16 protein-coding genes are annotated in these 25,077 nt (G+C 57.1%); 11 read left to right on the top strand and 5 right to left on the bottom strand.

The window, feature by feature from the left end; all coding sequences use genetic code 11:
• The 10 genes from PA598K_RS09015 to PA598K_RS08970 form a co-directional block, all read left to right on the top strand.
• Positions 1–1,339 (top strand): DUF2325 domain-containing protein (locus PA598K_RS09015; RefSeq protein ID WP_185601744.1); only part of this gene is annotated, 1,339 nt, incomplete at its 5' end.
• A gap of 284 nt (positions 1,340–1,623) precedes the next feature.
• Positions 1,624–2,262 carry a hypothetical protein gene (locus PA598K_RS09010; RefSeq protein ID WP_128656630.1) on the top strand — a complete coding sequence of 213 codons (639 nt, stop codon included), beginning with the start codon at positions 1,624–1,626 and terminating at the stop codon, positions 2,260–2,262.
• Positions 2,252–4,336, top strand: a complete 2,085-nt coding sequence (locus tag PA598K_RS09005) for a DEAD/DEAH box helicase (protein ID WP_260405330.1) — start codon at positions 2,252–2,254, stop codon at positions 4,334–4,336. The genes PA598K_RS09010 and PA598K_RS09005 overlap by 11 nt, the downstream gene beginning before the upstream one ends.
• Positions 4,337–4,366: 30 nt before the next feature.
• Positions 4,367–5,332 (top strand): hypothetical protein, encoded by a 966-nt coding sequence (locus PA598K_RS09000; RefSeq protein ID WP_128656629.1) that lies wholly within the window; start codon positions 4,367–4,369, stop codon positions 5,330–5,332.
• A gap of 14 nt (positions 5,333–5,346) precedes the next feature.
• Positions 5,347–7,641 (top strand): helix-turn-helix domain-containing protein, encoded by a 2,295-nt coding sequence (locus PA598K_RS08995; protein WP_128656628.1) that lies wholly within the window; start codon positions 5,347–5,349, stop codon positions 7,639–7,641.
• A 401-nt stretch (positions 7,642–8,042) separates the two neighbouring features.
• Positions 8,043–8,852 carry an ABC transporter permease gene (locus PA598K_RS08990; protein WP_128656627.1) on the top strand — a complete coding sequence of 270 codons (810 nt, stop codon included), beginning with the start codon at positions 8,043–8,045 and terminating at the stop codon, positions 8,850–8,852.
• A 16-nt stretch (positions 8,853–8,868) separates the two neighbouring features.
• On the top strand, positions 8,869–9,765 hold the full coding sequence (locus PA598K_RS08985; protein WP_128656659.1) for a carbohydrate ABC transporter permease: 897 nt from the start codon (positions 8,869–8,871) through the stop codon (positions 9,763–9,765).
• A gap of 118 nt (positions 9,766–9,883) precedes the next feature.
• The gene (locus tag PA598K_RS08980; RefSeq protein WP_128656658.1) at positions 9,884–11,512 is read left to right on the top strand and encodes an extracellular solute-binding protein; all 1,629 of its coding nucleotides are present in this window, start codon (positions 9,884–9,886) and stop codon (positions 11,510–11,512) included.
• Positions 11,513–11,917: 405 nt separating this feature from the next.
• Entirely contained in the window at positions 11,918–15,973 is a 4,056-nt protein-coding gene (locus PA598K_RS08975; protein ID WP_128656626.1) for an S-layer homology domain-containing protein, read from the top strand.
• A 265-nt stretch (positions 15,974–16,238) separates the two neighbouring features.
• Positions 16,239–17,405 (top strand): benzoate/H(+) symporter BenE family transporter, encoded by a 1,167-nt coding sequence (locus tag PA598K_RS08970; RefSeq protein WP_128656625.1) that lies wholly within the window; start codon positions 16,239–16,241, stop codon positions 17,403–17,405.
• A 71-nt stretch (positions 17,406–17,476) separates the two neighbouring features.
• Here the strand turns inward: PA598K_RS08970 and PA598K_RS08965 are convergent, their stop codons facing one another.
• The 5 genes from PA598K_RS08965 to PA598K_RS08945 form a co-directional block, all read right to left on the bottom strand.
• The gene (locus tag PA598K_RS08965; RefSeq protein WP_128656624.1) at positions 17,477–18,151 is read right to left on the bottom strand and encodes an RloB family protein; all 675 of its coding nucleotides are present in this window, start codon (positions 18,149–18,151) and stop codon (positions 17,477–17,479) included.
• Positions 18,148–19,461, bottom strand: coding sequence for an AAA family ATPase (locus PA598K_RS08960; RefSeq protein WP_185601742.1), 1,314 nt, complete (start codon positions 19,459–19,461; stop codon positions 18,148–18,150). The genes PA598K_RS08965 and PA598K_RS08960 overlap by 4 nt, the downstream gene beginning before the upstream one ends.
• Before the next feature lie 223 nt (positions 19,462–19,684).
• Positions 19,685–20,875, bottom strand: coding sequence for a S1C family serine protease (locus tag PA598K_RS08955; protein WP_128656622.1), 1,191 nt, complete (start codon positions 20,873–20,875; stop codon positions 19,685–19,687).
• Positions 20,876–20,907: 32 nt separating this feature from the next.
• The gene (locus PA598K_RS08950; protein ID WP_128656621.1) at positions 20,908–22,419 is read right to left on the bottom strand and encodes an FxLYD domain-containing protein; all 1,512 of its coding nucleotides are present in this window, start codon (positions 22,417–22,419) and stop codon (positions 20,908–20,910) included.
• A 172-nt stretch (positions 22,420–22,591) separates the two neighbouring features.
• Entirely contained in the window at positions 22,592–23,674 is a 1,083-nt protein-coding gene (locus PA598K_RS08945) for a GTPase (protein WP_128656620.1), read from the bottom strand.
• A gap of 321 nt (positions 23,675–23,995) precedes the next feature.
• Between PA598K_RS08945 and ric the strand changes: the two genes are divergently transcribed.
• Complete coding sequence (gene ric, locus PA598K_RS08940) at positions 23,996–24,712, top strand: iron-sulfur cluster repair di-iron protein (RefSeq protein ID WP_128656619.1); 717 nt, start codon at positions 23,996–23,998, stop codon at positions 24,710–24,712.
• Positions 24,713–25,077: the final 365 nt, after the last annotated feature.

Here is a 25,077-nt window from a genome sequence, read left to right as displayed (position 1 = left end):
CGAGCAGCAGGTGCTGCGCGAGCTGGATCGCGTCGTGGACCGGCTGTACGGCGAGCTGCGCACGGTCGGCGCGCGAGCGAGGCAGGAAGCGCTGCGCAGCCGGTTGAGCGACGCGCTGTTGCTGGCCAATGCGCTGGAGCGGTTTTTCGACCCGGCTGCTGACACCGCGGATGGTGGTGCGGCAGAGGGGGCAGCCCGTGAGGCGGCGGTTGCCGTCGAGCAGACCGGAGTCGAGGCGGATGGTGGCCCGATGGGACAGTCCGCGCTTGCGACGTCAGGACACTCTACATCTGCGACGACGGGTCTGTCTCGGCCCGGGACGTCAGGGCAGCCCGCGTCTGCGACGACGGGTCAGCATGGGATCGCGACGCCAGGACAGTCTGTGTCTGCGACGCCGGGACTGTCCCGGTCCGCGATGGCAGATCTGTCCGCTGCTGCTGCGCGAAGCGAGTCGGAGCGAGGCGGCGGGATCGAGCGGCAGGACGAGGCGGAGACGATCAGAGGCGTCGCCGGGACCTTCTACCGTCGCGATCATGGCGGGTACATCGTGCTGGAGAGCGAGGAAGCCTTTAACATCACCGAGTCGATGGTGACGAAGATCGGTCTGGAGCATGAGGCGGAGGTGGCATGCAGGCCGCATATGCGCGAGGACGGCAGCATGGGGCATCATATTACGATCCTCCTCCAGGGCGATGACGCCTACGCGCCGATCCGCCAGTATATGGGCTATGTCGAGCTCGGCTCGCACCATAATCTGTACTGCGTCGATCTCAACGACCCGCAGCAGCGTTACCCGATCCATGAGAAGGATGTCGAGATCCAGCAGCCGCAGGACGGCGATCCCTGCTCGTTTAACGTGGCGATCGGCGGCGAGTACGCGCGGCTGTCGCGACTGTACAAGCGGGCGGAGCGGCTCCCGGCGGAGGAGAGCCAGGAGACGAGGCGCAGCAAGGCTGCGGCCCGGGAGCGCTCGTCGCGTCGGACGGCCGAGCCTTTCCTCGAGGGCTGCCGGGTCGTCGTCATCGGCGGGATGGCCAAGTGGTTCGAATCGGTGGTACGGGAGACTGGCGCCGAGCTCGTCCACGACTCCGGCGAGACGCCCGAGCGCATCCATGCGCAGCTCAGGCGGGCGCATTCGCTGTTCTTGCTGCTCACCAACAACTCGCACAATGCGACCTGGAGCTGCATCGAGATCGCCAAGGCGCACGATATCCCCCACTTCCGCATCGAAGGCTCCAAGTCCAATCTGCGCCAGCAGCTGTGGGACAATCGGGCGCTGATCCGAGCTGTGGCTGAAGCATCGGGGAGAGGTGCGCGCGAGCATGACGATGTCGGATGATCTCTGCGTCCCGGCAGCGTCGGCGATAGCCTGTGTCTCCTCGCACAACGGCATCTTCAATGAACGCAACAAGAAGCTGCAACGCAAGCATCAAGCTTGATGTTAGCCCTATCTACCCTCTCTATCCTGTAGCTGCTGCTATAGGGAAGAGAGGGTTTTGTGCTTTGCACAGATGAATAGGTATGCGCCGAACTACCTATCGGGGCGACGGGAAAAGCTGTCTCATCCGAGGGCTATTATGGTATGATCGAGGGAGAAGCAAGATGGGCGAGGAGTGTTGCACGATGGGGAAATATGATGGAACCTGTCAATACTGCGAAGGGACGTATACTCTGACTACGATGAAGAAGCATCTGCACAGCTGTCCTGCGAGGCAGCTGCTCACGTCGCCAGATAAGCGGAACGCCTCCGGCGTGCTCGTATCGGCTCAGCTCGGACGCCAATACTGGCTGCTAATGGAGCTGCAGGCGACGGCGGCGCTGGCCGATCTCGATGGCTTCCTGCGCTACCAATGGCTGGAATGCTGCGGGCATCTGAGCGAGTTCGAGATCAATGGCGTCTGCTACGGCTCGCATCCCGAGGGCTTCGAGCGCTCGATGAAAGCTCCGATCCAGCGCGTGCTGGCGCCGGGCATGACCTTCCGTCACGACTATGACTTCGGCTCGACGACGACGCTCAAGCTCCAGATGCTGAGCGCGCCGCAGCCGATCGCGCTGCAGGCCAAGACGCAGCTGGCAGCGTTGAATCTCGCTCCGGACTTCGCTTGCCACTCCTGCGGGCAGCAGGCAGAGATGGTCTGTACCGAGTGCTACGAGGAGCCGTTCTACTGCGAGTCCTGTCTGGAAGACCATGAGTGCGGACAGGAGATGGCGCTCCCGATCGTCAACTCGCCTCGGATGGGTGTGTGCGGTTATGAGGGATAGTATGTTGCTGAGCGCTGGAGGACAAGCATCCGGGCGCTATCTGTTCCGTCCCGATCCCGAGCTGCTGGAGCTGCAGGCGATGGAGATGGACGAGGGGCTGCGGAGGTTTTTCGACATGCACATGGCAGAGAGCGAGGCAGAGCGGGTGTTCACCTGTGTGAACGGCGAGGGACTGGAGCGCAAGCTCAAGGTCAACCGTGCCGAGCGCATGCTGCAGGGACGAGGCATCAAGGGATTTTTCGCGCCGTATGTTACGGCGGGGCGGCTGACGATCGAGATGCTGGCGGACGGACGCGTGCAGATCGCGTCGCTGGGACAGCCGGATGCGACAGCGCTGCAGGGTGTAGAGGTGGCAGCGGAGGCCAGAGGGCGGATACGGACGGTGCTGGATGCGATGGCGCTGCAGCAGCGGCAGGACGATGTCTGGTTCGAGCTGTACGATCGCTCCCGGAGCTTCCGCTCGACGACCACGGATCTGATCTGCCTGCCCCATCTGAGAGATATCGAGCCGTTCCAGTACCAGGTCAAGGCCGTGCAGACGGTGATCGGGCGGCTCAAGGGACGGGCGATGCTCTGCGACGAGGTCGGGCTGGGCAAGACGATCGAGGCCGGCATCTGTCTGCAGGAGTATGTGATGCGCGGACTGGCGCGCAAGATCCTCATCCTCGCGCCGCCGTCTCTGACCAATCAATGGAGCGAGGAGCTGCGCCGCAAGTTCAATCAGGACTTCATCCGTTCGGACGATCCGGCCTTCGCAGCGCTCGGCGAAGAGGCGTGGGAGAGGTTCCCCAAGGTGATCGCCTCCATCGCCACAGCCAAGCGGGCGCGCCATGCCCGGGCGATCGCGGAGCTGCACTATGATCTGGTCATCGTCGACGAGGCGCATCATGTCAAGAATCGCAATACCGTAGCCTGGAAGTTCGTCAATCAGCTGAAGAAGAAATATATGCTGCTCCTGACGGCGACGCCTGTGCAAAACTCGCTCGAGGAGCTGTACAACCTGATCACGCTGCTGAAGCCGGGCCAGCTGCAGACGTACAGCCAGTTCCGCAAAAACTTCGTCGAGGACAATCAGGGCATCGAGGTCAAAAATGCGGACAAGCTGAAGGCGCTGCTGACCGATGTCATGATCCGCAATCGCCGCAGCAACGTGGACGTTATCTTCACGAAGCGGCAGGCTTCGACCCGGATCGTGTCGTTGCGCCCGGAGGAGCAGCGACTGTACGCGGCGCTAAGCCAGTTCGTCCGCGAGCAGTATACGCAGGAGCATCCGGTGTTCTCCCGCTTCCTGCTCAAGTCGATGCAGGAGATGATGGGCAGCTCCTTTGGCGCGCTGGCCGGCACGCTGGCCAAGCTGGCCGCCGACGAGCGTCTGGACGAGGCCGGGCGGCGGACCGTCCTGGAGCACGAGGCGGCATGCCGGGAGCTGGCAGCGTCCGAGTCTGCGCACAGCGCCAAGATCGCTGCGCTTATCGAGATCGTCGAGGCGTTCGGCGACAAGATGCTGATCTTCACCAAGTACCGCTCGACACAGGAGCTGCTCGCGCAGGCGATGCGCGAGCGCGGGTATCGGGTGGCGGAGTTCCACGGCGGGCTAAGGCGCATCGACAAGGAGCGCGAGATCGCCGAGTTTCGCGGCGAGGCGCAGCTGCTGATCAGCACGGAGGTCGGCGGCGAGGGACGCAATCTGCAGTTCTGCAACGGGATGATCAACTTCGACCTGCCGTGGAACCCAATGGCGATCGAGCAGCGGATCGGGCGTATCCACAGGGTCGGACAGACGCGCGATGTCCATGTCTTCAATCTCGCTGCAGAGCATACGCTGGAGCATCACATGCTCAACATCCTGGACCGCAAGATCAATCTGTTCGAGCTCGTCGTCGGCGAGGTCGATATGATCCTCGGCGATCTCGAGGACAGCGAGGACTTCTCGGACCGGATGATGGAGGCCTGGGTTCGCTCGGCGGATGAGACCGAGATCGCGCGCGGTATGGAGGAGATCGGCGAGCTGCTGCTGGACAATAAAAACAAGCTGGAGCGCGTGAAATCGCTGGATGACCGCATCTTTGCGTAAGAGTCGCCGGCCGGAGAGGGAGAGCAAACGATGCGATTGCAGCAATTTGTCATGGATGCCATCGAGGCAATGGGCGGCGTGGTCGTCCAGACGGAATACGCGCTGTGCGAGGTGATGCTGCCGGAGCAGCGGCGCGGCATCCTGCAGGGGAGAGGCGAGGGCGTGCTCGCCTTTGACTATGAGGTGGCGGAGGAGCATCCGGAGGCGGAATTCGTCACCTTCGGCAGCTATCTGTTCGAGCAGCTCATCGCAGCGGTCCAGACGATGGCGGTGAGCGGCGTTCGCTATGCGGATGTCGAGCGCTGGCAGGTGCAGGACCCGCTGGCGAAGCTCAGGAAGCGGCTGCCCGAGCAGGGCCAATACACCCTGATCAGCGAGCGGGAGGCGCTGGCGGCGTGGGCAGTGTATGCCTATCGGGTCGCCTACGTCGCCGACGACAGGGAGGAGGTGTACGAGCAGCTATGGGTCGATATGGCAACGGGGGCTGTAGATGAGGAGATGGCCATCGCCGCGCAGCAGCTCCCCTATCGGAGCGAGCCATCGACGCAGCTGCCGCTCGCGGACGCGCTGCCGCTGACGGAGAGCTTCCTGCGCGGCTATCGCTACATGCGGGAGCGAGCGGAGCGCGAGGGCTCCAGGCGTACCGCAGGCCTCCAGCTGGACCGGGAGATCGCCAGGATCAACGATTACTATGACGCGCTCATCCAGGAGAATGCCAAGCGCTCGCAGCGCAAGGGACTGAGCGAGGCCAAGCTCGCCGAGCTGGCGACCAAGGAAGCGGCGATCCGACTGGAGCATGAGAAGCAGCTGCGCGATATCGAGAGCAAGTACACCGTTCGCGCCGAGCTGGCCCTCGATTACGGATTGCTCTACTATGTACCTGTGACTGAATACACGGTCTCGCGCGAATACCGCAAGCAAACCGAGCTGTACCGCCTGAGATACAATCCGATCCTGAAGACGTTCCAAAGCGCAAGGGGTTCGATTCCAGACTAGAAGGGGGGCGGGCCATGGAGTTCAAAATAAATAAAAAGGTGTTTCGACGATTTTTGGTTTCTTACCTTATTATTCTTATGTTGCCCAACCTGTCCGGGTACTTCTCCTATCGGGTGGCGGTAAAAGAAGCTCACGCAAGCTCGGTCGAGAACAGTCTGCTTTCCCTGAAACAGATCATCCGCGTTATGGATACGCGCATGACTGAGGTCAATGCCTTTGCCAGTCAACTCGCCATTAACAGGGAGCTTGTCGCGCTCATGACCGAGAAGGCCAGTGCCCCCGAAGACAAGGTGTATGAGCTGTGGAAGGCTGCGCGGGACATGTCGACGTTTAGCCAAACGAACGACTACTTGTCGAATTTTTATTTATATCTTGGCAATTATGATGTCATCCTCTCGCCGAACAGCGTGTATTATCGACCAGATCATTTCTACGAAATCTACGGTTACGATGGCCTGTCTCTGACTGAGTGGCAAGAGGCAATCCTGCAGCAGAGGCATGAGCGTGATATTATGCCCAGTCGGAGCTACCGCAGCGCCAGCTACCAGTATGAAGTATTGACGTATTTGCAGACCCTGCCGCTCAACAGCTTCAGCGTCCCGACAGCGACCCTGGCCGTCCTCATCGATCGAGACAAGATTGCCAAGCAACTGGAAGCCATCATTAGTCAATACGGCGGGTGGGTATATATCCGTACGATCCAGGGCGATCCTATTCTGGCCGAGGGCATCGATCAAGAGTCGCTCGACCACCTGCAGGATATCCCAAGCGGAGAAGCGGAGGATACCTATACGTTTCAGGACGGCAATCTGCTCATCTCGTTGCCTTCGGACAAGCTAGGCTGGATCTATACCGCCAGCATTCCAGAGGAAGCGTTTACAGCACGGGCGACTGCCATCAAGGAACGAACGCTCACCTTTACCATTCTGGCGCTGGTTTGCGGATTAGCGATGATTGTGCTGTTTACGTATCGCAATAGCAAGCCGATCTATACGCTTGTCCAGGTATTCAGAGAGCATTTTGGATCGAGCGGGCAGCCGCCGTCCAAGAATGAGTATGACTTTATAACCGGTAATATCACGCGATTGATATCCAGCAACCAGGAGCTGCAGACTGAACTAAAGGAGCAGCTCCCGGTGCTGAGGGATGCGCTAATCAAGCGACTGCTCATCGGCGAACTGCAATCCCTTGAACAGATTCAGGTCGAATCATCGCAGGCCGTCCTCGGAAGCAGCGTCGAGTCGGGAATTGTCGGTTTGATACAACTGGGCGGCTACGCCGATGTCCGTGACGTTGAGGCGCTGCAGGAGCTGAGCGTAGGACGACTGCTGGTCAAGCAATGGCTGCGCGAACGACTGGCCGATGTCATTACGACGGATTGGGGAGGCGACAAGATTGCGGTCATTATACCGATCCCGTCGCAGTCAGAGGGAGAGACGTGGAAGAACAGGCTGGAGACGCAGCTTGGTCAGCTGGCCGCTGCCATGGAGCAGAGCAATCAGCTGCCGCTGTTAATCGCACTGGGTACGACATACGAGCAATCGACAGAGATCAGCCAGTCGTTTGGCGATGCGACACAGGCGCTGGAGATGGCTGGCTATCATCACAATGACGGGGTGTTCTGGTACGATAATGTACTGAAGGACCAGAATACGTACTACTATCCTATCGAGCTGGAGCAGCGGCTGATCAACGCGCTGAAATCCGGATTCGCTGCGGAGGGCTCTCGTCTTATCCTTTACATCCTGAACCGCAATTTCAGTGAACGGATCCTGACGTTCGAGACAGCCCGGAATTTGCTCGGTCAGCTCAAGGCAACCCTGGCCAAGCTGCTGGATCAGCATCTGTTGCTGGATGAGCAGTCCACAACCCGGATTAAGGACAAGCTGGAACAGCTTGATCTGTCCAGGGGAGTCGAACAGCTGGAGTCGGAGCTGCATCTGGTGATTGAGGAAGTGTGCAACGTGATTGTGCAGAAGAAAGAAGATTTAAACAGCGAGCTCGTACAAAACATTGTTCTTCAGCTGGAGGAGCGGTTCGCAGAGACGGATCTGTCGCTCTACGAAATATCCAAGGTCGCGGGTCGCCCGGAAAAATTCGTCTCCTATATATTCAAGGAGTCTACAGGCGATACGATATCCGACTATCTGGAGCGGTTGCGACTGGACCATGCCAACGAGCTGCTCAAAAGCACCGACTTGACGATCGACGAGATCGCCTCGCAATCGGGCTACAATAGCTCCCATTCGTTCAGAAGGGCATTCAAACGTGTGAGAGGGGTGTCGCCAAGCGAATTTCGCAGGGGCTGATGATGAGATCTAACAGGATAAGGTTGTCTGCCGAAGGGAGTCGCTTCCTTTCGTCGGACAGCCTTTTTTGTTGCTCTGGCAAGGGTTTTCGGATAGATGTACCCCGCTGGAGAAACGTACCCTCAAGATGATAACGCTTTAATTGGACGGTGGAAAGGGAGATAATGTACCTTACCTTGTGGCGCGATTCTCCTGTATGGTTGAAGCATAAGCAGGTCGCAAATCAAGTGTAAGGGAGTGAAGATGCTGTGGGTACTTCGGTGTTGGAGCGACAAAAGACCGCGGCGGGCAAGCGCGCGAGATGGGGGAGGACAGCCCGAAAAAGCTTCCTGCGTTACTGGCGGCTTTATCTATTGGTTCTTCCGCCGCTTCTCTATTTTGCTATATTCAAGTACATTCCCATGGTGAATGCTGTGATCGCTTTCAAGGATTACAATGTCGTCAAGGGAATCTGGGGAAGCCCCTGGGCGGGCACGAAGTATTTTGAAATGTTCTTTCAGAATCCTGTCGCGATGAAGCTGATCGCAAATACGCTGATTCTATCGCTATACCAGCTTGTCGTCTCGTTCCCGATTCCGATTATACTGGCGCTGGCGCTGAATGAAGTGAAGAACTATCGGTTCAGACGGCTGGTGCAGATGGTCACGTACGCGCCGTACTTCATCTCGACCGTGGTCATGGTATCCGTCATTATGTTGTTCCTGGCGCCGCGGCTGGGCATCGTCAATCAGCTTCTGGGCAGCTTTGGCATCGAGCACATCAACTTTCTGGGCGAGGCCGGCATGTTCCGCTCCATTCATGTGTGGTCTGACGTCTGGCAGACAGCCGGATATTCGGCCATTATATACCTTGCTGCTCTGGCAGGCGTAGATCCTGCATTGTACGAAGCGGCCAGGGTGGACGGAGCCAATCGCCTTCAGAAAATCATCCACGTGGATTTGCCGGGAATCATGCCCGCAGCCGTCATTATCCTCATTTTGAGCGTGGGCAACATCATGTCGGTTAGCTTTGAGAAAATCTATCTGCTGCAGAACCCGCTGAATACGGAGACCTCCGAGGTGATCTCCACCTATGTGTACAAGATGGGTCTATTGAACTCGAATTTCAGTTTTGCAACAGCCGTCGGACTGTTCAACGCTGTCATTAATCTGGTCTTGCTCGTCATCGTCAATGCAGTCGCCCGGCGGGTATCCAATAACAGCTTGTGGTAGCAGAAAGGAGCTCGCAATGCAATCATCCTCTTATCGTATCAAAGAATCTGCTGGCGATCGGCTGTTTATGGCAGGAAATTATCTCTTTCTCAGTGTGATTCTACTTGTCGTCATGTATCCGCTCATCTACATCTTAAGCGCTTCCTTTAGCAGTCCGGGGGCGGTCAGCTCCGGGAGAGTATTCCTCTGGCCGGTAGAGCTCAGCTTCGATGGGTATATCGCAGTGTTTAAAAATTCACAGGTGCTGGTCGGCTATGGCAATTCGCTCTTTTATACTATAGCCGGCACATTCATCAGCGTAACCTTGACCATCATGGTCGCTTATCCGCTATCCCGCAAAGGCTTCTTTGGGAGCAAAGGGATCTCCCTGTTCATCATCTTCACGATGCTCTTTGCTGGCGGCCTGATTCCTACTTATCTTGTAGTCAAGGAATTAGGCTTGATTGATACGCGCTGGGCTCTGTTGATTCCGAATGCAGTCTGGGTCTGGCAGGTGCTGATTGCGCGCACATTTTTTCAGACCTCCATCCCCGAGGAGCTGGTGGAAGCCAGTCAGATTGACGGCTGCAACGACTTTCGCTTCATTTCCAGCATCGTTATCCCGTTGTCCAAGCCCATCATCGCCGTCCTGTCGCTGATGTATGCGGTCGGACAATGGAATGCTTATTTCGATGCTCTGATCTATCTCAAATCCCAGGAGCTGTACCCGTTGCAGCTTATCTTGCGCAGCATTCTGGTCCTGAACAGCGCAACCGCCAATATTGATCCGGCAGAGATGGTGCGGCGGACTCAATTGGCGGAGCTGATGAAATATTCGCTCATTGTCGTGGCTAGCTTGCCCGTGCTCATTATCTATCCCTTCGTGCAGCGCTACTTCGTACAGGGGATGTTGATTGGCTCCGTCAAAGGATGATACAGACGATATTCCGATGGGGAGGGATGCCTTTGGCGATCGGTGGCAGTCATTTTATTGCGTAAGGAAATCACTATTCGAATAAGGGGTGTCATCTGTGAAGAAAAAACATTCATTCATGCTCGTTAGTGTCGTATTGGCAGCGAGCCTGGCGGTAAGTGCGTGCAGCAGCAACAATAAGCCGGACGACCATAATGCTACAGGCGAGACAACGGCAGGAGCCACCAGCATTTCGGTTTTTGCTCATATGTCGCCGGATATCGACCTTCGGACTAACTCGTTCACCAAGGAGCTTGAGGAGCAATTCAATATCGCGTTCGACTGGACGGCGATCCCTTTTGACGGCGCGGCGGAGAAACGGCAGATATCGCTCTCCAGCGGCGACTATCCGGATATTTTCCTGCTCGTGCCATGGGTTGATAAGTTTACTCCAACCGATCTTATTCGCTTTGGACAGCAAGGGGTGGTCATCCCGCTGAATAAGCTGATCGAGGAGCATGCGCCCAACATCCAGGCCGCTCTGGATGCCAATGCGTACTACAAGGCGATGAGCATCGCGCCAGACGGGAATATCTACGGTCTGAGCCAGTTCAATGAATGCTATCATTGCTCCTATCCGAACAAAATGTGGATCAATACGACCTGGCTTGAAAAGCTGGGGCTGGATATGCCGGAGACGACCGAAGATTTCGCAGCGGTCCTGGAAGCGTTCAAAACGCAGGACCCCAACGGGAACGGCAAGGCAGACGAAGTGCCGCTCAGCGGCTCTATCGAAAGCTTTGGCGTACGTGTCCTGCCATTTTTGATGAATGGCTTTATCTACAACGATGACCGCACGTATCTGACGCTCAATGGCACGGAAGTGGGATTCGCTCCGATCACGCCGGAGTGGAAGGAAGGACTGGCTTACATCAAATCGCTCTATGACAAGCGTCTGATCGATCCGGGCGCATTTACCCAAAATGCCGAGGCGTTCAAAAAAATCGGTGAAAATGCCGAGGCCCAAATTCTGGGCGCAGCGGCAGGCATGCATCCGGATATCTTCATCGAGACGGGGCTGGATGCCAGGTACACCAAGGATTACAATCCAATGTCTCCGCTTCAGGGTCCCTACGCACAGTACGCAACGTATAACTATCCGGTCGATCCCGGCGCAACGTTCGTGATTACGAACAAAGCGAGCGAAGAAGCGCAGGTGGCGGCAATCAAGATGCTCGACTACCTGTTCACCGAGGAAGGACAGCTGCGCGGCAATCGCGGCGAAGAGGGCGTTGACTGGCGCAAGCCGGCAGAGGGTGACGTCGCTCTCAATGAAGAGGTTGCACCGTTATTCTATGAAATAACTGCTGAATCCGGGCAGACGCCGCGAAATAACAGATGGGACGCCCTTGCGCAATACTACCAGCCCAAGGCATTCAGGGATGCCTGGGTTCAAGGCACGGACATCTATGTTCCGTCGGGATTCGAGCGTCGGCTGCAGGAAGCTACGACATTGTACGAGGGTCAGGAGCCGGAGCAGCTCTTCCCGCACTGGGCAGTCTGGATTGCGCCGGAGAGTGTCGATGAGATGAGTATGATCCAGGTTAACATCAAGGAATATGTGGATCAGAACACGCTTCAGTTTATCGCTGGCTCCAAGGAGCTGGACAAGGATTGGGACAGCTATGTGAAAGGCTACGAAGGCTTGAATCTGCAGCGCTATCTTGAGATCATGCAGCAATCGTATGACAATTCTACAGTTAAATAGACCCGGTGCCTGCGTATCGTTGTACACTGGCACGCGCCATGCGCTGGCGCAGGTCATGCAGGATACGCAGCCAGCGCCAGCGGCACGCCGACGCGGCGGTGCAGCTGCAGTACGTGGTGACGTTTCGGTAGAGTGGAGATAGAGAGGAGAGGCCTGGGACGACGGGCCTCTTTTTTGATGTGTGCATACGAACCCTTTCTAAAGATAGTCTAAAATACCCAAGACTTTGAACCCATATCCAATAAAAGGAGATATACTGGAAGAGCCAGGAAGAGAAACCGTCGGCAGCAAAAATGGAGGTGCGATGAAGTAACGATACGGTCTCTGAGGCGCAAGAGGCACGCAGACACATTAAGCGGTGGCTCTAGTATAAGAGCCGCTACTCAAAGGAGAATGGATTAACGAATGATAGCCAAAAAACTAATAGGTCTACTCGCGGCTGGCACGATGCTTTGGTCAGGAGTGTCGGGGGCTTTCGCTGCGACGGGAGCAGTTACCCCGACCCCGATAGCAGTTGAAGCAGCGCCGCAGACGGATACGGTCAACTATCGCGATACGGCAGGACACTGGGGAGCGGGAGCGATCGAGCGGTGGAGCGGGTATGGCGTCGTGCGCGGACATGAAGGCGCTTTTCGTCCGAATGCTCCGGTGACCCGGGCGGAATTTGCCACCATGATCGACAACATCATGCGCTATCAGGAGGCGGGCAGCAATCCGTTCGCGGATCTCTCGTCCGAGCAATGGTACTATGACGCGATCCTGAAGCTGCATGCCGCAGGCGTGCTTCAGGGCGCTGACGGCAAGGCCGCGCCGCTGAAGCCGATCACCCGGCAAGAGGCTGCTGTCTTGGTAGCCGGCGCCTTTGAGACGAGCAGTCAGGACACGCCGCTCGTCTACAGCGATGCCGATCGGATCGCGAGCTGGGCGAGAGCAGCTGTCCAGAGCTTGACGGGACTGGCAGTCATCAAGGGAATGCCGGACGGCGCATTCCAGCCAGACGGTCAGTTGACGCGCGCTGAAGCGGTGACGCTGCTCGACAACCTGATCCCGACGCTGATCACGGAGCCCGGGGTGTACTCGCAGGATGCGACCGGCTATCTGGTGATCAACTCGCCGGACGTCACGCTCCAGGATATGAAGATTACGGGCAGTCTCTTCATCGCCCAAGGGGTCGGCGAGGGCGACATCAAGCTCGACAGCGTCGAGATCGACGGCGACGTCCATGTCCAGGGGGGCGGCGAGCATTCGATTATCTTCAACCATGTCGGCGTCAAGGGCGCGCTCGTGGTCAATAAATACAATGGCAAGGTGCGTGTCCTGGCGACAGGCAGTACGTCCGTGTCCGTAACGATCCTGGATAGCGGCGCGCTGCTCGTAACCCGGGAGCTGACGGGCGGCGGCTTCGAGACGGTCGAGATCTCGGCCGAGCTGACCGCAGGACAGGAGATCCAACTCGACGGCAGCTTCGGCACGGTCGTCAACCGCTCCGAGACGGTCGGGATCAAGGCGACCGGTACGATCAAGGAGCTGGTCGCAGAGGCGAAGACCTCGATCACCGGCAGCGCGACCGTCCAGAAGGTATCGGGCGAGCAGGCCGATGCGACGAAGGTCAACGGTGAGTCCGTAGCTGCGCCGAAGCCGGGTACTGGCGAAGCGACAACCCCGACGCCCGGCGCGCCGACGACCCCGGGCACCGGTGGCGGCGGCTCCGGAGGAGGCACGGGAGGCAATCCCGGCGGAGGGACAACGACGGTCGCTGCGACCGGGGTATCGATCACAGAGTCTGCGCGTACGCTCACTGTAGGCGATCGTCTGCAGCTGCAAGCGACAGTAACGCCAGCCAATGCGACCAATAAGAATGTCCGCTGGTCGCTGGTCGAGCCTAGCGAAGCAGTCACTGTAAGCTCGCAAGGCTTGGTCGTTGCAGTGTCGCCTGGCGTCGCGAAGGTCCAGGCGACGACCGTCGATGGCGGTCACACGGCGCTCGCCGAGATCACCGTCGAAGAGGGCAGGCTGGCGCTGAGCGTCGTCCGCTATGCCGGAGATATCGTCGATCCAGGCTATGAGATCGCGGAGGCGATCCTGGCTAACAGCGAGACGGTGTCGGTACCCGACGTGACGCCATCGCTGACGACGCGCGGCCATGGCGAAGTCGCAGTGACAGCCCAAGCGCCGCTGCTCGAGACAGCGAACGGTCGCGAGCTGTATGTCGCCATCGCGCTGAACGGTCCCGGCGGGGTGCCGCTGGCTGATCCCGCTGCGGTAGCCGTGACGGTCGATGGAGCGGCGGTAGAAGCAGACTTCGGCACAGGACTGGCCGAGGCGCATCAGTCGGGCGCCTGGCTGCTGAAGCTGGATGCAGGTGATCCGGAGACAATCCGTCAGTATCGTATCGAGGCGGCAGCGCCTGGCTACACGCAGGGCAGCCTGCTGCTCACCTACCGTCCGCAAGGGACAGTCGTCCTGCAGGCGATCGATGCGATCGCGGGCGAGGCGAAGGTCGGGGCGATGCTCGATGCAGGGGAGCTTGCCTGGGCTGGCGAGCCGCGCGAGGCTATGATCCGTTACCAGTGGTATCGGTCGACTCAGGCGGAGGGACTGTATACGGCGATCCAAGGCGCTGACGATCAGCAGTATAGACTGACCGAGCAGGACGGCGGACAGTATATCCGGCTCTGCGTATCTACCGATGAGCAGGAGCACAGCGGCTCGGCATGGAGCACGGCATTCGGGCCGGTATCTGCAGGGCTGAGCGCGGATGAGGTGTTCGAGGCGATCGAAGCCGAATATCTGGCGGACAATACGAGTCGGACGAGCATCGTAGGCAACCTGAGCCTGCCAGGCACGCTGGCGGACTATCCCGGCGTGACGATCGCCTGGGCGTCCAGCGACGAGCAGACGATTACGACGGCAGGCGTCGTCAGCAGAGACGCGACCAACGATCGATTTGTGACGTTGACGGCAACGCTCGGCGGCCTGGTGACGGGCGAGCGCAGCTTCGAGCTGATCGTCAGAGCCCAGGGCATGGACAATGTCGAGATCGAAGGCTTCATCGACCCTTACTTCGTGGCGGATTATCCGCAAGCCTTCGTGAAGGACGGCAATATCCATGTCCGCTACGCGCTCCAGCAGCCAGCGGAGCTGTATATGGTCGTTAATGTCATCAACGGCGCGCACAAGTCCGATGTCAAGGCTGTGCTGGAGGGCCATGCGGGTATCGGTTATGTGGTCTATGCCGACAGTTGGCCGTACTTTAAGGTGGATGCATCGATGGTGGGAGAGGTGCAGGAGTTCGATACCGGCGTGTCTGTCATGCGTGGCAGCTTCCGGGACAGTCGTGTCGAGTTCGTCGTCGTCGATAAGTCGGCCGAGTATACATCCGCTCAAGTGACGACGATCCTGTTCGACAGCGAGGTCATCGGCGCGCTCGATACGTTCCCGCCGACGGTCACAGCCGTCTATCTTAATGAGGCGCGCGATGCTCTTTATCTCTACTTCAACGAGATGCTCGACACCGCCTCGCTCCCCTCAGCGGTCGACTTTACGCTGACATCGGGTGAGGTCGATGAAGTGGTATCGATCACGAATAACCAGCACCAGAGCTTTGTGCTGTCATCGATCAAGCTGAAGGTGAGCGGCATCGCCGAGGCGGACAAGAGCGGGCTTCGTCTGAGCTACAGCGGCGATGCGATCCGCGATCTGTCGGATGCGGACAACCGGACCGAGCCATTCACGGGCAAAGAGGTATACAGCTCGGCGGCCGAGATTACGAGGGCGACGATCAGCTCTGACCGGCTGTCGATGATCGTCGAGCTCGTCCCCGGATGGCATTCTGAGGACAACCAACAGTTGCCGTACGACGCTGGCGAACGATTTGCCATACAGATCGACGGCGGCCAGGCGATCCATCCGGTTCAAGCCAGGTATTACTACAGCAGTAATTGGTTGTCCTATCGCTTGAAGTTTGCCAGCCCGCTTCCCGAGGGGGATGTTGCATTGAGCCTGGATACGAGCGGCATCATCAGTTGGGCGAAGGATCTCTATCCGGCGGAGCTGACCACGGATGAGGTGCAGCAGATCGCCGCGCCAGGCACGCCTTCGGCGGAGTATCGGAGTGGCTCCAGCGACATCCTGGTGTCGTTAGCCGAGGGATACGAACTACAGAATATCGGCTTCATCGCTGCAGGATTCGTCCTCCGGGTAGACGGAGAGGAATATCCCCTGCGTGGTTATCATCTTGCTCGCAATTATGAGTGGGTTGATGGCAATCTGTACTACTCGGGGCTCAGCATCCGGCTGGACGGGGTGTACGAGCAACGCTTCCGGGCATTGATCGAGGCGGGAGCTCAGATCGAGCTGAAGTATGTCAAGGTCAATGGCGACGCCGATAGCCAGGTGTCCGATGCGGCGGGCGCGTTGCTGCCGGATTTTGACTATATCCCAGTTAGCAAGCAGCCCTGAACGGGCTGAGAGCACTGGCGGAGGTTGAGAAGCACGTACAGCAATACAGTAAGGAAGTAAGGCCTGAGCACACTGTTGGGCTTGTCCCGCTCTGTTAAGGTCCATAACAAAAGGCTTCCCGCTCCTAAAGGTGGGAAGCCTTTTGGGCGTTGCTTAGCGTTGCGCACCCTGTAAAGAAGCGTGGAGTGGAATCGAGGTAGGATCGGGGGTAAAATAAATCTACTGGGATAGTGCCTGGATCTGAACAACTAGAGGATGAAGAGAAATGTTAAACGGAAAGATGATCATGACGGGTTTTTTGTCAGCCTTGCTGGCTTGCTCGGGCGGAGCCATCATGATCGTGCAAGCCGCCGCTGCGGCCGGGTTATCCACGCAGGAGCTTGTGACCTGGTTTACGTCGGTTTATGTCATTGGAGGATTATTGAATCTGTTGTTGACCTTGATCTACAAAATACCGTTTGCCGGAGCGCACTCGATTACGGCGGCTGCTTTTTTGAGCACGGCTGCGGCCGGATTTTCGTTTTCGCAGCTTGCGGGAGCTTTTGTGATGTCGGGTGTCATTATATTGATCTGCGGACTAACGGGGATTTTTTCGAAGGCGCTGTTTTTTTTACCGAAATCGCTTATTGACGCTTTATTGGCTGGGCTGCTTCTCTCCTACATCGTTGGTGTTTTGCCTGCTTCCATTCAGCTCCCGTATGCCGGTGTTTTAGCAGGGGTTGGCTATTTTGTGGTCCCCCGTTTTTTGAAAAGGCTGCCTCCAGTCCTATGGGCGATGTTGCTTGGCTTGATTGGACTCAGTTTTGATTATGCCTTCCCGGCCATTCCCGATGCGGCATTCCTTCCTCCGATGTTCGTACACGCGCAATTCACATGGGAGGCTTTTATGGGCCTTGCCATTCCTATGTCCGTATTGATTTTGAGCAACGACCTGGCTGTCGCTTTGGCTTCGCTCAAGGGCAACGGGTTCCGACCGCCTGTCAATAAAGCATTGACGGCATCTGGCATCGCGGGTATGACTGCCGGCTTATTCGGCGGGAGTGCGGCCAATGTAGGAGGTTTGATGAGTGCCTTGTGCAGCAGCGAGGAGGTAGGACCGCAAGCATCCCGATATAAGGCCGCTATTGTATCCAGCTTGCTGGTCATTGCCTTTGGCATCGGGGCATGGCGGGTGATTGATTATATTCAGGTGTTACCGCCCCATTTTGTAGCGATGATGACAGGGTATTCGTTGCTGGGGTTGTTTCTGGCCGGACTGAGAACGATCGTTGCAGACCGTAACATGCGTATACCGGCCATCGCGACCTTCGTCGTAGCGGCATTCCATATACAATTACTTGGCATCGCGACCCCTGTCTGGGCGCTGCTTGTGGGTATGATCGTGATGAAAGCGAAGGCTCGGCTGCATCCCCGCTCGCAAAGCAAAAGGTAAGGGCTGTCCCAAAAGTAGATACATCTACTTTTGGGACAGCCCCCCTTTTGGGCGTTGCTCAGAATTGTACATCATCTCTGCACCCGACTGTAAGCATCATTCAAAGCCAACACCAGCTCTTGTACATTCGTAACAGGATCTTCGAACAACAAGTTGTCTTTTTTCTTCTGTTCCCATAGGGCTTTGGCATTCATTAATGCTGTCTCTTGATAGGGAAGTAACCGATGATACATTCCTGTTGTTCCATGCGCATAAGTTATGCCTAGTGCTTTGCCGATCTTTTTGTCATAAAGCTCCTTTTCGATCGCAGTCGACAGATATTGAAAGTGTAGAAGATACCAAAGCTCGAAACACTGAATTGAATAAATGGGTTTGAATTTTTTAGCTTCTGCCAGTTGCACTGCTTGACGCAGTTCGGCATGGCGTTTATCGCAGTCAAACACGCACCATACTTCTTCAGGACGTATGTCACCGTAAGCTTTCCTTTTTTCCTTCAGTATCTTTTCTGCTTCTCTGACGACTTGAGCATGTTGACCTGCGCTGCCTTCGACATATACAGGCTGATGGAGGAAATATTGCCCACTCATAGTGGTGCTGCCGATTTTGGAGTAGTAAGGAAAGCTCTTGAAATAATCGACTTCGCTTATCTTTCCTTCACAGACGATAATAAAAAAGGGATTAGGGCGCACTTTTTTGGATTTCCTTTTGTAGCTGTCCTCTGTGCGCCTGGCCCGTCTATGGCTCATCCATCCGCACCCTCTCGTTGTAGTTCACTTAGCTCAAATGAGCCTAGATACGGAATGGCTCCGAACCGCCCGGACAGATAGTTATTCAAATAATTAAAGTTGCTTCTGATATCAAGGTCAATATCGTACAAGCTGTATAGCTTGCTCGCCCCATACTTGTTTTTCTCTGTAAAGTAGATTTGATCTCTTCGCAATAGCGAAGGGTTCATTAATAAGGTGTTGTGCGTAGTGAAAATTAGCTGTGCATGTTTGGGGTTGGTTTGCTCATTATGAAACAGTTGTATAATTTTTTCGCAAAGCAAGGGGTGCAGGGAGTCTTCCAGTTCATCTATAAAAAGAACGCCGCCCTTTTTTAGTACATTTAGAATGGGATACTGTAAGGTGAAAAACTTGATCGTGCCTTGCGATTCCATATTCAGAGTGAAACGTTCCTGTCCTACTACTTGTTCATTGTCGTCATATTTGAAATGGTGCATAAAGGTTTCGTATTTATCTTCTTCCATGTCCTGATCATTTTCATTAAATACACTTGCGAGTTGACGGAGCATATTTTGTTCTTCGGCACTTCGTTTTTCTTTGGCTACGGATATATCTGCAACACCGACATCTGCTGCTTTCAAAAAAGCAACCAGTTGATCCTTCGAAATCACTTCCTGCTGTTTACTCTCCACGAGTTCTTTTTGAATCTGGCTATTGTACCACAGATCAGGTACTTGGCCGGCTCTCAAATCCATGCGCAAGTAGGTAAGTATTTTTTTTGCCCACGTAAATTGCTTCACTGACTCTTGCCCAAGCGTGAAAAGAAACGGTCGAAATGGATCGGGTTTTATAAAGTCCAGCGCTTTTTTATCGCCGAAATAGACGCCCGTGGTCGTAATCTCATCATAGTCCCGTTCAAAATAACATGCTTCCTGACGGTGTGGAGCGAAATATAACCACTCGGAGCGAATGCCGTTCGGGTCCAGTTCGAGTCCATAGCGGTGTCGTTGCCCATCCATAACAAACGAGAGCTCATAAGAAATTGGAAGGTTTTCGCTCGTTGTGTCCAGCTTAAATGTGGGAAGTTCTCTTAACAAAGCTTTTGAATCGACGTTTGCACGCATCAACCGAACCAAATAATGAAGCGAGGCAATAAAATTTGTTTTTCCGCTGGCATTTGCGCCAAAGATGGCCGCTGTCTTAAGCAAGGTCAGATTGCCTTGTTTAAACGTGTTGGTGTCCGACAGTTCCCGGTTTTTATCAGCAACCATGGAAAAGATAATTTCATCTCGATACGACATGAAGTTTTTGACTCGATATTCAATTAACATATGGGTTACCTCCCCGTTAACTGAATCATAACAGTGTTCATTAACGCTCGCAAGAATTATGCGATGATCTCCCATAAATACCGCCTCGATTTCCGTTTTAGTACACATTATGCCTATATCGTGCGGATTCATTCCTTTTTGGCGGATAGGATGGAGAATAAAAAGCAGGCGCCGATCCCCACTAAAGGGGGAACGGCGCCTGTTGGTCATGTGCGGGGGCGGGCTATACCCGCTCCCCTTGCCCCGATATGATCTTCACCACGCCGTTCTCGATCGCGACGATGTAGAGCAGACTGTAGGTGCTGGTCACCTGCTCGCCGTCTTGGTCCTCGACCGCCTCTATGAGCAGCGTTACCTCCGCGAACATCTCATCCGTCAGGTTGGCCTCGAGCCGGATGACCTCGACGCCCAGCGTATTGGCATAGCCCTCGGCGAATTTGTCATAGCTGAGGCGCTCCTGCCATCCGCTGCCGAGCAGATTATAAGCCATCTCATAATCGCCGCTGTCGACGCTCTCGTAGAAGTAACCGACGATATACTTGCTGTCCCGGAGGAAATCTTCCTCGGTATAGACCGGCTCGGGCTCGGGATCAGGCACAGTGGGCACCGTGTCCGGGTCGTCGACAGGCCCTTCGTCGGGCATCCCCGCGGCTCCGTCGGCCAAGGTCGGATCGGGATTGGCGCTCCAGCTCTCCAGCATGTGGACGACCTGGTAATACGGGATGCTGAAGCCGATCGTCCCGGTATCTGCGGCTGCCGAGTTGATGCCGATGACCTTGCCGGTACTCTGCATGATCAGCGGGCCGCCGCTGTTGCCTTGGGTAATCGGGGCGGAGATCTGATATACCCCGACGTACTTGGTCTGCTCGATCTCCAGGTCGCGGTCGATGCCGCTGATGATGCCTGTGGTGACGGTATTCTCGAACCCTAGCGGGCTGCCGAAGGCGAGCACTTCGTCCCCGATATCTGCCTTGGTCTCGGCATCCACCTCGAGCGGTTCGGTCCCGGCCAGCTCCTCGACCCGGACGATGGCGATATCCTTCTCGATATTCATGCCGATAATCGTGCCCGGATAGGTGCGGGTATCGCTCATGCGCACCGAGACTTGCCGCGCACCCGCCACGACATGGGCATTGGTGACGATATCTCCCAGCTCGTTATATAGGAATCCCGACCCGATGCCCTCGCCTTGGTCGCCGACTGTCCGGATCGAGACGGTGAGCTGCTGGTGATGACGGATCAGCTCCTTGAGCTCGGGCACTTGCGGCTCGATCTCCGCCTCGTCATCAATCGTCCCCAGCGCGGCTGTAGCGGTCACGACGGGATCGCTCCATCGTTCATTCAGTACATACAGACCGCCGCCGCCAGCCAGCAGGATGACCAGCGACAGCAGAGTCGATAATGTTTTTTTCATCGGCGTTGCTCCATTCGCAGTGATCTCGTCAGTCAGTCGCCCCACTCCACACGGGTCATGACAGCCCTGTACATAGCTGCGCCCTCCTCGTGGTAAGCTTCGAATCCGCCTTCGGCCCCCGGCTCCAGCGACTGCGGGGAAGTCGTCATCGTATGCCGCTCCAACAACTGGTCTGTCTGATCGTAGATCTCGTAATGGAGCACCAACGAGGGCAAGGTTTGCGAAGCGTTATTCCTCAAGGTGCCTTGAATATGGAACCCTCCGGAGTCATCCAGCCGAACGTCCATCTCCACGATCTCGACCGGATTGGCTGGCGCATCCGGCTGCCCTCGCTGCTCCGCCTCAAGCGCTTCGCGGATCTGCTCGGCCGCAGCCGCTTCATACTCGGCTTGCGCCTCCGCGATAGCTGCTCGCAACGCCGTCAGCTCCTCATGGTCCGGCGCCAATGCCAACGCCTCATCAACCATGGACAGAGCAGAGGGATAATTGTGGGCGGCCGTTAGTTTGTCTGCCGCCTGCTTAGCCAGCTCGGCAGCCTTGTGACGAATCTCGTCCTTGAGCGTCTCCGCCTCCTCACTGTCGTAGGCGCGTAGACGGTTCATCAGGAGGAGCAGCTCGCTCATGGTGGTCTGCGATGCCAGCTCAGCCTTGGTATTGGCGATCACATTCTCCGCATCGAGGCTCTGGAGGGACGTCTGCAACGGCTCGTAGATCGGGCCGCTCCGCCGTTGCAATTGCTGCCGGAGCTCGGTTATGACGGTCGCCGCTTCGTCGTATTGCTCTTGCTCGATCATCTCTCGCGCGCCAGCTACTTCCTCCTCCAGCGTGATCGCATCCAGCAGCAGGGACCGATGCGCCAGCAGCACGGGGTGCTCAGGCTGCCTGACCAGCGCCTGCTCGATGCGCGCGAGCCCCTCGGGGAGCTGCTGATCGAGCGCGAGCGCCTCGCCCTCGGCGATCAGCGATCGCACCTCGCGATGGGTCTGCTCGTGATAGACATACAGTCCTCCTGCCGCCAGGAGCACCAGCAGCAGGCAACCGAGCGGCATGATCCACAGCAGATGGTACATTGCCCCCCTCTTGGGGGGCTGCGGGGATGGGGGCGCGGCGCTGCCAGCTGTCTCGATGCTGCTCGCTGTCTCGCGGGAGCTGCGATGCCCGGCGTTCGAGCGCGAGCGATGGGCGAAGGCTGCATGTATGCGCTCGTCGACGTCTGTCTCATCCTCGGCAGGTACTACCGCAGGAGTAGGGAGGACGTTGGGCTCGGCGGGAGTCGCATCGATATCTGCCGCGAGCCGGGGAGGTTCCGTTGTCGTCTCCACATCCTCTAGAGGTTCGACCGTTACGCTCGGGTCCGCATCCGCACGAGGGGGCTGTTCGGGATCGACCGGATGGTTCGTCTGCTGGGGCTGCTGATCTGTATCCTCCGCATCGGTTGTCGGGCCGATAGTCGGGCTGGTGTCCGCTGCTCCGCGCTGGAGGCCGCAGTACGGACAGAACCGGCTCTGTGGCGGCACATTTTTGCCGCATCGCGAACAATACATCCTATCGTTCCTTTCTGTCGAGCAGATTGTCGTTTATACATTATTTGTACCAAATTAAAGAAAATCAAACAGGGACATGCGCAGGAAGCTGTCGGCTGATATGTGGGAAAATGAAAAAGCAGGCAGCGATCTTCCTCAAGAGAAGACAGCTGCCTGCTTGGCGTGAATGGTCCTATTGCTCCGAATGGAACGACAGCTCCTCGCGGAGCAGCGCCTCCGCGACGTTGTAGCAGTCGTCGAGATACGACTTGCCGGTAAAGTAGGTGATGGAGAAGCCTGCTGTCGCCGAGACGGCCTGGCCGATGAACGGGACGTAGCGGGAGAGCTGACGGGTCGCCGTCTTGCCCGCCTGACGCTGCAGGAGTTGGATGATCCCCTGGAAGGTGACGGACTTCAGCACATTGTTGGCGGCGCTGGCGAGCGATGGCACGATCTTCGCGCCTGTGCGGATGCGGTCCTCGGTCAGGTCGAAGCTCTTGCGGATCTGCTCCAGCAGCTTCTGCAGGATGCCGGCGTCGACGGCGATATTGAGCCCGGGCACCGGGTTCAGGCCGTTGGCTGCGGCGGCGGCGCTGTGCATGAGCAGCAGCTTCTCACAAGCCTTTTTTTTGCGTAGCAGGAAGTCCAGCGAGTAGGCCTTGGCGTTACGCTCCCACTTGGCTTGCTTGGAGGCGGAGAGGTGCGCGTAGATCTCGTCGATCAGCTCGCTGAGCCCCTCCTCCGTGACGCAGCTCGTAAAGACAAGTCGGCTCTGCTCGCCGTATCTGGCAGCGACGGCCTGCCGAATCTCGTCCTTGAGCTGATCGCGGTTCTTCTGCTTGCGCGTGTCGAAGAGGGTGTCGGTATAGTTGCGGACGAAGATGCACGGCTTGCGCTTCGCCAGAATCTCCCGGAAGAGCGCGTCATCGGCCTCGTGGAACTTGCCAGAGAATACGCACACGAACAGATCGTACCGGTCGAGGTCGAACCGCTTCCAGTAGCCCTCCGCAGGAAAGGCGGTCGTCCCGTAGCCAGGCAGATCGGTCAGCACGAGCGAGCCATCCTCGCCCCAGGCTACGCTGCCCGCAGCCGTGGTCGTATCGGTCTTTGTCGACACCTGGGCGACATTCTCGCCGATGATGGCATTGATCAGCGACGACTTCCCTGACCCGGGCTGGCCGAACAGGGCGATATGGATCGTCGTCTGCGCTTCTTTCTCAAGTGCCCGGTGGATTTCGTTCATGGATTGAAAGGTCGGATCGGTCTCCTTGCTCATCGAGTTCCCTCCTTTGCAGTCTTTCTCCTAGTATACACCATTCGACAACGATTTCGCGCGTCTGCGCCGTTGCGCAGGATTAGCTATGTTGGGCTGCTTGTGGCGAGGGCTGACAGCTCACTTAGCCGGACAACGTATCCTTAAGCTCCTGATGCGCATCTTGCTATCAAGAAGTACGTCGTACCGGCTTGGCGATTCCAGGCGCTTGGAGCGACGCAATATCTTTCACAAAAGTTTGTGATAGTAATCACAATGTCTGAGCGAAGAGCTGTTTATAATAAGAATATTCCTACAGACTATAGATGGAGAGGAAGATGGAGAATGAGCGGCTATTTTACAGGTGAGGAGCAGGTGGGCGCGATCGTCACGGCGTTTCCGGGGGCGAGCAACCTGTTCAAGAAGGTGCAGATCGACTTTTGCTGCGGCGGAGATATTACGTTGCGGGAGGCGGCGGAGGACCAGGAGCTGGCCTTCGAGCCGCTGCTGGAGAAGCTCAATGACAGTTATGATCAAGCACAGCTGAGGGCCGTGCCTGGCGAGACGGACTGGCGGCGTGCGAGTTATCCTCAACTGATCAACCATATTGTCAATCGGCATCACAAGTTTCTGCAGGCGGAGCTGCCGGTGCTGAGCGAATTTGTCACCAAGGTGTACCGGGTGCACGGCTCCCGTCAGCCCGAGCTGGCGGAGGTCTATCGGCGCTTCCACGAGATGAAGATGGAGCTCGACGAGCATCTGATCGCCGAGGAGGAGCTGCTATTCCCGCTGTTGCTCGCCTATGGCGAAAATCCGACCGAGGACCGTCGCATGCGGGCGGCGGCGCGAGTCGATGAGCTGGAGAGCGATCACCGGTCGGTCGGCGACATCCTGCGGGAGCTTCGCGAGCTGACCTCGGACTACACCTTGCCCGAGGGCGCGTGCAAGACCTACCAACTGACGTATCACAAGCTGCAGGAGCTGGAGTCGGATCTATTCGAGCATATCCACCTGGAGAACAATATCCTCTTCCCGAGGGTGAGCGGCGCCTGCGCCTCCTGATATGTGGAGCGAAGTGCGGCGAGCGACTACCGTGCCCAGAACTCGGGGGAGCGGGTCCTGGCGAGAGCCTCGCAGTTCCCGATCCTAGGAGAGCTTCGCAGGCTCGATCCCGTGAGAGCTTCGCAGCTCTTGATCCCGTGAGAGCCACGCAGCCTCTGGTCTCGGGAAGAGTCGCACCAGTCCCCGATCCCCGGGGAGTCACGCTGCCGTTTTGGCTCTCTTTAGCAACGCATCGAACCCGCAGCCGGGCTGGCTGCGGGTTGTTGGCGGTTTGGGGCCACTTGAACAGAGAACCAGGCATTCTGCTGCTCGAAGCGAGCGAATGCCGTCGAATCCCGCCCCTCCAGTGCACCTTTGTTCCTCTA

Source organism: Paenibacillus sp. 598K (assembly GCF_003851045.1).
Classification (GTDB): domain Bacteria; phylum Bacillota; class Bacilli; order Paenibacillales; family Paenibacillaceae; genus Paenibacillus_D.
The sequence above is the reverse complement of the archived record's forward strand: the minus strand, read 5'-3'. Positions and strand labels throughout refer to the sequence as shown.

What these genes read in the sequence shown, in the direction of transcription:
- PA598K_RS09010 (WP_128656630.1), top strand. Translation starts at nt 1,624, where the DNA reads ATGGGGAAATATGATGGAACCTGTCAATACTGCGAAGGGACGTATACT.
- PA598K_RS09005 (WP_260405330.1), top strand. Translation starts at nt 2,252, where the DNA reads ATGAGGGATAGTATGTTGCTGAGCGCTGGAGGACAAGCATCCGGGCGC.
- PA598K_RS09000 (WP_128656629.1), top strand. Translation starts at nt 4,367, where the DNA reads ATGCGATTGCAGCAATTTGTCATGGATGCCATCGAGGCAATGGGCGGC.
- PA598K_RS08995 (WP_128656628.1), top strand. Translation starts at nt 5,347, where the DNA reads ATGGAGTTCAAAATAAATAAAAAGGTGTTTCGACGATTTTTGGTTTCT.
- PA598K_RS08990 (WP_128656627.1), top strand. Translation starts at nt 8,043, where the DNA reads ATGGTGAATGCTGTGATCGCTTTCAAGGATTACAATGTCGTCAAGGGA.
- PA598K_RS08985 (WP_128656659.1), top strand. Translation starts at nt 8,869, where the DNA reads ATGCAATCATCCTCTTATCGTATCAAAGAATCTGCTGGCGATCGGCTG.
- PA598K_RS08980 (WP_128656658.1), top strand. Translation starts at nt 9,884, where the DNA reads ATGCTCGTTAGTGTCGTATTGGCAGCGAGCCTGGCGGTAAGTGCGTGC.
- PA598K_RS08975 (WP_128656626.1), top strand. Translation starts at nt 11,918, where the DNA reads ATGATAGCCAAAAAACTAATAGGTCTACTCGCGGCTGGCACGATGCTT.
- PA598K_RS08970 (WP_128656625.1), top strand. Translation starts at nt 16,239, where the DNA reads ATGTTAAACGGAAAGATGATCATGACGGGTTTTTTGTCAGCCTTGCTG.
- PA598K_RS08965 (WP_128656624.1), bottom strand. Translation starts at nt 18,151, where the DNA reads ATGAGCCATAGACGGGCCAGGCGCACAGAGGACAGCTACAAAAGGAAA.
- PA598K_RS08960 (WP_185601742.1), bottom strand. Translation starts at nt 19,461, where the DNA reads ATGTTAATTGAATATCGAGTCAAAAACTTCATGTCGTATCGAGATGAA.
- PA598K_RS08955 (WP_128656622.1), bottom strand. Translation starts at nt 20,875, where the DNA reads ATGAAAAAAACATTATCGACTCTGCTGTCGCTGGTCATCCTGCTGGCT.
- PA598K_RS08950 (WP_128656621.1), bottom strand. Translation starts at nt 22,419, where the DNA reads ATGTATTGTTCGCGATGCGGCAAAAATGTGCCGCCACAGAGCCGGTTC.
- PA598K_RS08945 (WP_128656620.1), bottom strand. Translation starts at nt 23,674, where the DNA reads ATGAGCAAGGAGACCGATCCGACCTTTCAATCCATGAACGAAATCCAC.
- ric (WP_128656619.1), top strand. Translation starts at nt 23,996, where the DNA reads ATGAGCGGCTATTTTACAGGTGAGGAGCAGGTGGGCGCGATCGTCACG.